Below are 8,324 nucleotides of genomic sequence, written 5' to 3'. Positions count from 1 at the left end.
ATTTTTCCCTCGACATATCGCATATTAAACACCTCGAAAGTAAGATTTTCAGCCGTTTCCTTGTTCATTATACCTTATTTTGAGATGTTTTTAAAGATGCTATTTTAATATTCACGCGTTTTCACACAGTCTGCCGTCCCCTTGGCATGCTTCTTTTTGCGGAAATGCAGGCTTATCTTGCTGACAAGAGCAACAAGGGTTTCCTCTTGCGGGAAGTAAATCAACTGTGATATGTATTGATTTACGATCAGCTGGAACCTCAGAAACGTTCCTATCGCTTGCTGCTGGATGCCTCTGCCTTGGAAAGTTCCTTATTGTAGTCATTCAATGCGGACAGCTGGGATCTGGTTTACTCTAAAAAAGATCTTTTTTTGGCTTAAACAAAACTTATGCCGTTTTTTCGAGCCTTGATGAAACGGCAGATGATGCTCGCTTTTGGATGAGCAATCAGAAATATAGTGCTAGCCTGTTACCTGCCAGAGATTTTATTCTGCTAGAATTGAGTAATATTCTTCTGGAGTATTTTTCTTGGTTTTATCTGGTTACTTTCCCGAAAGATACCGGATCTGACATTGCTGGGTATTGCGTTGGCGGAATTTCTTTTTAGCTGCATCAGACGCTACCGCCCTTATCGAGTCAAACGAGCTTTTAAACGAGTTTCACAAAATAGACTGCGCAGCGAGACAATGGAACGATAAATTGGCAATTAGCCAAGATTTCACAGGAGAATATGGAGAATTTAGGTTATGCGGTCAGCTTGATTGCCATGCTGTTGTTCCGAGTCTTAACCAATCAGTAAAAAATAGTATCATCGATGATTCAATGAGAGTAAGAGCGAAGGAGTGCAGTAATTATAGAAAGATGCAAAAGTGCGTGGGAGTGGCGTTTAATCACTTCTCCGCGGGTTTTTTTTTGAGAAAAAAGCTGCCTAGTTATTGACATAGTTCGGAAATCGAGTATAATCAAAGCATAAATGGTATATGTCAATAACTAGGAAAGGCGATTGCAGCAAGATCAGAAAAGTAATCAGAACATGGCCGCTTCTTCAAGTCGCGATCCGGACTCATTTTCATCGAAAAGCTGAAAGAGGAACACAGCAGCAAATCAAGCGGAAGGCCAACTTGAAAATGAGCGAAAAGCGCCTGGAAATCATCCGAATGCAGAGCAGCTTAAAACATGGAAAGCAGAGTATGAAATATGAAAATCGAGGTGAAACAACGATGCCAAGACCATTAAAATGGAGAAAAGTCTGCTGCCTGCCGGACAGCAATAAATACGGACCGCTGGACGTCCGTTCTGATGCGGTAAATCAGATGATTATGACCGTGGATGAATATGAAACGATCCGCTTGATCGATTTAGAAGGTTTCACACAGGAAGCCTGTGCCGCGCAAATGAATGTTGCCCGCACAACGGTGCAGGGCATTTATACAGAAGCGAGGAGAAAGCTGGCCGAGTCTTTGGTCAACGGCAAAGTTCTGCTGATTGAAGGCGGCGAATATCGACTTTGCGATGGCTTGGGTGAAGCTTGTTTCTCCGGCAGCTGCCGGAGAAACCGCTGCGGCCGGAATTTCATTAAAATTGAAGAATAATTCTCCTTTTAACTTGCAGCAGGAACCAATGGTAAACTTTATATTACCACTTACAGCCAATCTGTTCTGAGATCAGTCAGAGTTCCAAATCAAGCCACAGCAGCAGAAGCTTTTCTAAAAAATTCGAATGGAGGAGTTTTCGATGAAACTAGCAATACCAGTGAATGATTGCAGCATGGAAGCCAATATCTGTATTCTCTTTGGACGCGCACCTTATTTTTTGATTTATGATACCAAAACCAAAGAAAGTCGCTTCTTGGATAACAGCAGCGCAGCCGTGCAGGAGGGAGCCGGCAGGAAAGCGGCTCAGAGGATCGTAGATGAAAAAGTAGATGCCTTGCTGACCCCGCGCTGCGGAAAAAGCGCCGCGGAATTGATACAATCTGCCGATATCCGGATCTATGAGATAGACGGTACGTCGTTACAGGCTAACCTCAGTGCTTTTACAGAAGGCAAGCTTACTTTACTGGCTGACATTCATGACGGGCTCTATCAACAGCGGAAGCAGTTAGCCTGATTTCCTCGCTGCGGGTGTGAGCAAACCTTTTTTCTCTCAGAGCTTGGATTGGGGCAGGAAAACACGGCAGTAAAGTGAAAACCAGAAAGTAGCGGAACAAACGTAAAACAGATCATCAGACTCAGCGAAGGATTAAAGGGGGAATACCAATGAGTTATTCAGCAAAATTATCGTCAGCCTTTAACGACACCAGCAATCGCAGCGTTCATCTCTCACCCCAATCCGGCATGTGTTCTTTATGCACAGAAGAATGCAACGGCACCTGCGAGATTGCCCTGGCTGCCGTTTTGGGCATGCAAGCCGTTTACCCTACCAATACCGGCGCCAATCAAATCGCCTCGGAAAAAGACTATCCCATTGATTTTTCTCACTTCAATATCAACGGGCATGTCTTTGGCGCACTGGGCGCCAAGCCAACTTTTGAAGAAGCGAATATCTACCATGTAAAAATGGAGCGTGAATTCGGCAGCTTTCATCCGGTGAAATTAGCCATGCCAATTATTCTGCCGGCTCTGATCAAATTGAATTGGCCTGATTATTTTGGCGGCGCCGCCATGGCGGGCGTTTGTTGTACCATCGGTGAAGACGCCAGGAGTAAAGATCCGCAGCTGCAGGTCAAAGACGGCAAGGTCAGCCATTTTCCCGCATTAAAGCAAATGCTGGATGCCTTCCGTCAGTATGACCGTGGTTATGGTCAGATCATTCTGCAGTGCAACACCGAAGATGACCGGCTGGGTGTGCCGGAATATGCCATCCAAGTCGAAGGCGCCGAAGCCATCGAGTTCAAATTCGGTCAAAGTGCAAAAGGCACGCAGCCGGTAATCCGTTTGAAAAACTACGAGGAAGCGCTGAAAAAACAAACCGCAGGAGTTTTGGTCTATCCGGATCCCGGCACGCCTGCCATGGCAGAAGCGGCTCGGGCAGGCGTCTGTCCGAATTTTTATTCCTATTCTCGCCTGCCGCTCTGGGATGAAGCATATCTGGTAGCGCGGATTGCCGAATTAAGAGCCATGGGTGCCAAAAATATCTACTTTAAAATGGCAGGTTACGATCCGCAGGATCTCAAACAGGTCTTGTTGATCGGCAGCAAAGCCAAAGTCGATCTGATCACCTTTGACGGCGCAGGCGGCGGCAGCGGCTACAGCCCCAATAAAATGATGAATGAATGGGGTACTCCCACGGTTGTGATGGAAGAGGAAATCTGTTCCATCGTGGAGAGTTTGAAAAACGAAGTGGATTGGCTGCCTGCCATTGCGATTACGGGCGGTTTTGCTTCCGAAGATCAGGTGTTTAAGTCGCTGGCTTTGGGCAATGGCATGGTTACCGCCATTGGCATCTGCCGCGCCTCGATGGCCGCAGCCATGATGGGTAAAAAAATCGGCGCGCAGATCAAAGAAGGCAAAGTCCCCAATCAGTTCAGAAAATACGGCAGTACGATTGAAGAAATTTACGGTGATTTAGCTGATCTGCGGGCAATTTACGGTAAAAAGGCCGATGATTTTTCTCCGGGTGCGATCGGTGTCTTTTCATACCTGAATAAAATCGCCTTTGGTGTAAAACATTTTGCCGCCTTAAATCGTAAATTCGATCTCGCCTATCTGAACAGGCAGGATTTGATTCCGCTGACACGCGATGCCAGGGATTTACTGAACGGCAAATGGCTGCAATAGAGAAAATAGAAAAGCGTTGTCTCGCTGGCTGCAAGGCAACGCTTTTTGTTGGGCAAATGAGGCAGCCTGCGATCCTGCAACGGCTGATTACGATGGATCAAATCAGTCGTCCGCATTGCTTACTGCCTTGGCGGGCTTTTTTTTGCTTGTTACTTCATTGAGCAGCGTAAAACCTAAAATCATCAGACCGCCGAGGATTTGCTGCCAGGTACTGTTTTCCTGTAAAAACAGGACGGAAATCAGCACCGCAACCAAAGGGTCGATGTAGCTGAGCAATGCCGCTTCCTGTCCCTGTAAGTCTTTCAGGGAAGACAAATAGAGGCAATATGTGATACCGGTATGCAGAATACCCACCAACAGGAGGTTGATCAGGCCGAAGGTGGTCAGCGCTGCGGTATGAATGCCGCCGCTTAGCTGCAAATATGGGAACAAGACGAAAATCACCGCCAGAAACTGCAGCAGCGTGCGGTCGATACCGCTCACCCGGCGGATGCTTTTATTGAGCAGAATGACGGTGGCATAGAGCAGCGCCGCGCCAAGCCCAAACAGAATTCCTTTCAGGTTTTGACTGCCGCCGGAAAAACCGCCGTTGCCGATCACCAGCAGCAAACCGAGGGTGGACATCATAAAGCAAAAAAGCTGAGCGCGCGTCAGCTTTTCATGAAATAAAAGAGGGCTGACAAGGGTCACGATCACCGGCGCAAAATAATAACTCATTGTGGCTAGTGAAATACTGGTATATTGATACGCTTCAAACAAGAAAACCCAGTTGAAGCCCATGGCTGCTCCGGACAAGAAGAGCAGCGGTAAATCATGTTTTATTTCTGAGAAGCGTAAGGGAGTTTTGCTGATGAATTTGTAAAGGAGCAGGCAGATCGCTGCGATCAGCGCTCGAAAAAAGGCGATCTCGGCTGAAGTCAGCGGAATATTTCTGACAAAGAGTCCGATGGTGCCAAATGCCGTCATCGACAGAATCAGATTCAGTTTTGCATTCATGTCCTTCTCCTAATAGCCATAATCGATCAATTTGTTCGCTGGCCTCCATTATACATGGTCCGCAGCAGGAGTCAACCGATCAAAAAAGGCACGATCCATGCACCGTGCCTTTTTTTACTCAATCAAGCAGCTATTTTTTTCTCTTCCGCCAATTTTTCTCTCAGCTTTTCCATTAACGGCAGAAAGACACCGCCGACCAGATTGCCGAGCGTAATCACAAAGAGACGTAAAAAAGCTTCGGCCGGTTGCGTGTAGAGGGTTTTTGAAACAGCCATATAATACATATCGGCTACGCTGTGCTCGGTACCGCAGATAATAAAGATGGAAACACCTAAAAACACCGCCAGGTATTTGCCCAGTTCATGCGGATTCTTGGCGTAACCATTGACGCCGATGAAAATGAAAACATTACAGAAGGCGCCTAAGATAAAGAGGCTTAACAGGGAAGAATTGAGCTTCCCGGCTACCATAGCCGCTGCGGTTACGTTAATACCGGCCGTGGCTCCGCTTAAACTGGTCAGATTTTCTAATCCCGCCACCAACATGCAGCCAAGCAGGTTGCCGACCCAGATGATCAGCACATCCAATAAATAGCCGGGTTTATTCTCAAAAATGTAGCAGACTTTGCCCGTATAAAGGCTGTAACCTCTGGTTAAAACAAGAAAAAGGCCAACGGTAAAAAGCAGTGCGCCAACTACATTGCTGCCGGGGAAGGTATCCTTTAATCTCAGGAAAACGGTCCCTCCCAAACTGATAGAAAAACCGGCCAGTATGGCATTAATCAGCACGTTCATTTTTTTCATAACGGAGGCTCCTTTGTTTTGATCTCATTTATGTCGAGCATATTATATCCATCCGTGCGTCAAAAATCAATTCTTTCTTGCGCATCTTCAGTATAAAGCGGAAAACGACAGTGCGATACGAGAAAAAGGGGAGCTCTCGGTCAGAAAATTTGGCAGGACAGCAGGAGACCGGCCAAACGGATGCCGACTTCAACTGAAAAAACGGGTTTTAAAAGGCCCAGTCGTTGATCCGATAGGTATGATCCAAGGGCCCGCTGCCCCGACCAAGATTCAAGCCGGCCTGCAGTGCGCCGGAAAGGTATTTTTTGGCGGCGGTGATACTGTCCGCCAGCGTCCTGCCAGCTGCTAAGTTACAGGCAATCGCAGAGGATAGAGTGCAGCCGGTACCATGCGTATTGGGGTTGTTGATGCGTTTGGCAGGAAACCAGGTTGAACTGCCGTTGACATAGAGCAAATCGGTGGCCTCACTGACCAGGTGACCTCCCTTTATCAGTACGGCGCCGTCCAGCAGTTGGGCGATGACGGCTGCCGCGCGCTGCATCTCTTCCTGATTGTGGATGGGGAAACCGCAAAGAATGCCGGCCTCCGGAATGTTTGGTGTGATCACCGCTGCCAAAGGCAGCAATTCTTCGATCAGGGTTTGCAGGGCGTTCTCGGAAATTAACTGGCTGCCGCTGGTGGAAACCATCACCGGGTCGAGCACGATATTTTCCGCCCGGTATTCTTTCAGCGCTCCGGCGATTACCCGGATAATTTGGCTGTTGGACACCATCCCGATTTTTACCGCATCGGGACGGATATCCTCGAAGACACAAGCGAGCTGCTGCGCAACGAACTGGGGAGTTGCTTCCATAATTCCATAGACGCCGGTGGTATTTTGTGCTGTCAGAGCGGTGATTACGCTCATCGCATACATTTTGTGCGCCGTAATGGTCTTAATATCTGCCTGAATCCCCGCCCCGCCGCTGCAATCGGAACCGGCTATGGTCAGTACTTTTTTCATTGGGATGAGTCATCCTTTCTTATTTTCCTTTCGCCGTCAGTTGCTGGCAAAGCATTTTCATTTGCGCTGCTGCCGCTCGAATGTCCGGTTCGGCATAGATGGCTGAGATCATCGCGGCGCCTGCGATGCCGCTGCCGGCAAGCTGCAGAATATTCTGCTGCCGGATACCCCCGATGGCAACCACCGGCAGGCGAACCGCCTGGCAGATGGCTTGCAACCGCCCGAGCGTCAGCGCAGTGGCATCTTGCTTGGAGGCGGTCGGAAATACGGCGCCGGCACCCAGATAATCCGCTCCCTCTGCTTGTGCTTGTTTGGCTTGAGCAACCGTCTGCACGGAAGCTCCGATGATTTTCCGATCTCCCAAGAGAGCGCGGGCTTGCCGGACACTTTGGTCGCTTTGCCCGAGATGCACGCCGTCCGCACCGCAGGCAAGCGCGATCTCAAGCGAATCGTTGATCACAAAAGGCACATGATAAGCGGCTGCGAGTGTTTTCAGGCAGCATGCTTCCCGTAAGAAGCTGGGAAAATCCAGATTTTTTTCCCGCAGCTGCAGAAAGGTAACCCCTCCCTGCAGCGATGCTTCCACCGCCTGAGCCAGCGTTTGGTCCGTCAGCCAGGTGCGATCGGTCACGGCATAGAGCAGCAAAGCATCTTTAGCGACGTTCATAGTTGGCACCGCTTTCCAATTGCTGGCCGTCCAGCAGAGAGACTGCATCGATCAGGTATGTGCGGTAGGAAGCATTACCGGCAGGCTGATGCAGAGAGCGTTTATAAGCCAATTCGCCGCAGAATCCCATGGCGCTGACCGCCGCCGCCGTTGCTTCCAGGGCGTGTTTTGGATTTGCTGCCAAATAAGCGGTAATCAGAGCGGAGAGCATGCAGCCACTGCCGGTGATTTGGCTCATCATGGCATGGCCATTGCGGATGATATAGACCGTTTCGCCATCGGTAACCAAATCGATCACGCCGGTGACCGCCACCACACTTTGCAGTTTATTGGCAAACGCCCGTAAATAAGCAATTGATTCCTCCAGGTTTTGTTCGGTGATCCGATCCGCCAGCGCCGCATCGACGCCATTGGTGGAAGCACTGCCGGCAGCCAAAGCCTTGATCTCCGAGCTATTGCCGCGTACGACCGTGAACTTCACTTCCTGCAGCAAGCGCAAGGCGGTTGCACTGCGGAAACGGGAAGCGCCTGCCCCAACCGGATCGAGCAGGACGGGATGCTGGCAGGCATTGGCTTTTTTACCGGCTAGAAACATAGCGGGAATGGTATGTTGATTCAGCGTGCCGATGTTCAAATCCAATCCGCTGCAGATTGAGGTAATTTCTTCTACTTCAGCTGCATCATCGGACATAATAGGGGAGGCACCGCAAGCCAGCAGCAGATTGGCACAGTCATTGACCGTCACATAATTGGTGATGCAATGAATCAATGGGTTAAATTTCCTGGTGTTTTCCAGCATTTGAGCAAACATCTCTATTTTCCTCCTTTGAATTGCCTGATGATCAGATAGAGCCCAGTCACAATCAGCATGACGGGCAGCGTATTCCCGATCGGTGTGTTGATGGTCATAAAATAACGGTAAAGCAAAAATCCAATCAGCCAAAGCAGCAGATTCTTTTTTTCTACGCTTTGATCGGAAGCATCCTGTTGAAAAATCAAACTGTCGACCACTTGAATGGCAATCATCGGTGCAAAGACCGAGCCGATGAAGTAAAGAAAACTCTCAAATTGTTCCA

Annotated in this window: 9 protein-coding genes; 3 read left to right on the top strand and 6 right to left on the bottom strand. The window is 48.9% G+C overall.

Features of this window, described 5'->3' with window-relative positions:
- Nucleotides 1-1,220: 1,220 nt before the first annotated feature.
- The 3 genes from LLG09_02195 to LLG09_02185 all read left to right on the top strand — a co-directional run bounded on the left by LLG09_02195 (nt 1,221) and on the right by LLG09_02185 (nt 3,779).
- Nucleotides 1,221-1,592 carry a DUF134 domain-containing protein gene (locus LLG09_02195; GenBank protein MCE5195929.1) on the top strand — a complete coding sequence of 124 codons (372 nt, stop codon included), beginning with the start codon at nt 1,221-1,223 and terminating at the stop codon, nt 1,590-1,592.
- A gap of 142 nt (nt 1,593-1,734) precedes the next feature.
- The gene (locus LLG09_02190) at nt 1,735-2,109 is read left to right on the top strand and encodes a NifB/NifX family molybdenum-iron cluster-binding protein (GenBank protein ID MCE5195928.1); all 375 of its coding nucleotides are present in this window, start codon (nt 1,735-1,737) and stop codon (nt 2,107-2,109) included.
- A gap of 149 nt (nt 2,110-2,258) precedes the next feature.
- A complete protein-coding gene (locus tag LLG09_02185; protein MCE5195927.1) occupies nt 2,259-3,779 on the top strand; it encodes an FMN-binding glutamate synthase family protein in 1,521 nt (506 codons plus the stop codon).
- A gap of 102 nt (nt 3,780-3,881) precedes the next feature.
- Here the strand turns inward: LLG09_02185 and LLG09_02180 are convergent, their stop codons facing one another.
- The 6 genes from LLG09_02180 to LLG09_02155 form a co-directional block, all read right to left on the bottom strand.
- Nucleotides 3,882-4,775, bottom strand: coding sequence for a DMT family transporter (locus LLG09_02180; protein ID MCE5195926.1), 894 nt, complete (start codon nt 4,773-4,775; stop codon nt 3,882-3,884).
- Between the two features lie 122 nt (nt 4,776-4,897).
- Nucleotides 4,898-5,578, bottom strand: a complete 681-nt coding sequence (locus LLG09_02175) for a formate/nitrite transporter family protein (GenBank protein MCE5195925.1) — start codon at nt 5,576-5,578, stop codon at nt 4,898-4,900.
- A 208-nt stretch (nt 5,579-5,786) separates the two neighbouring features.
- On the bottom strand, nt 5,787-6,581 hold the full coding sequence (gene thiD, locus LLG09_02170; protein ID MCE5195924.1) for a bifunctional hydroxymethylpyrimidine kinase/phosphomethylpyrimidine kinase: 795 nt from the start codon (nt 6,579-6,581) through the stop codon (nt 5,787-5,789).
- A gap of 19 nt (nt 6,582-6,600) precedes the next feature.
- Nucleotides 6,601-7,248 carry a thiamine phosphate synthase gene (thiE, locus tag LLG09_02165; protein MCE5195923.1) on the bottom strand — a complete coding sequence of 216 codons (648 nt, stop codon included), beginning with the start codon at nt 7,246-7,248 and terminating at the stop codon, nt 6,601-6,603.
- Nucleotides 7,235-8,059, bottom strand: a complete 825-nt coding sequence (gene thiM / locus LLG09_02160) for a hydroxyethylthiazole kinase (protein ID MCE5195922.1) — start codon at nt 8,057-8,059, stop codon at nt 7,235-7,237. Before thiM ends, thiE begins: the two co-directional genes overlap by 14 nt.
- A 2-nt stretch (nt 8,060-8,061) precedes the next feature.
- A partial coding sequence (locus tag LLG09_02155) for a putative hydroxymethylpyrimidine transporter CytX (GenBank protein ID MCE5195921.1) occupies nt 8,062-8,324 on the bottom strand: 263 nt, incomplete at its 5' end.

This window comes from Negativicutes bacterium (genome assembly GCA_021372785.1).
Taxonomy (GTDB): domain Bacteria; phylum Bacillota; class JAAYKD01; order JAAYKD01; family JAAYKD01; genus JAJFTT01.
This window is presented reverse-complemented; position numbering and strand designations above follow the sequence as displayed.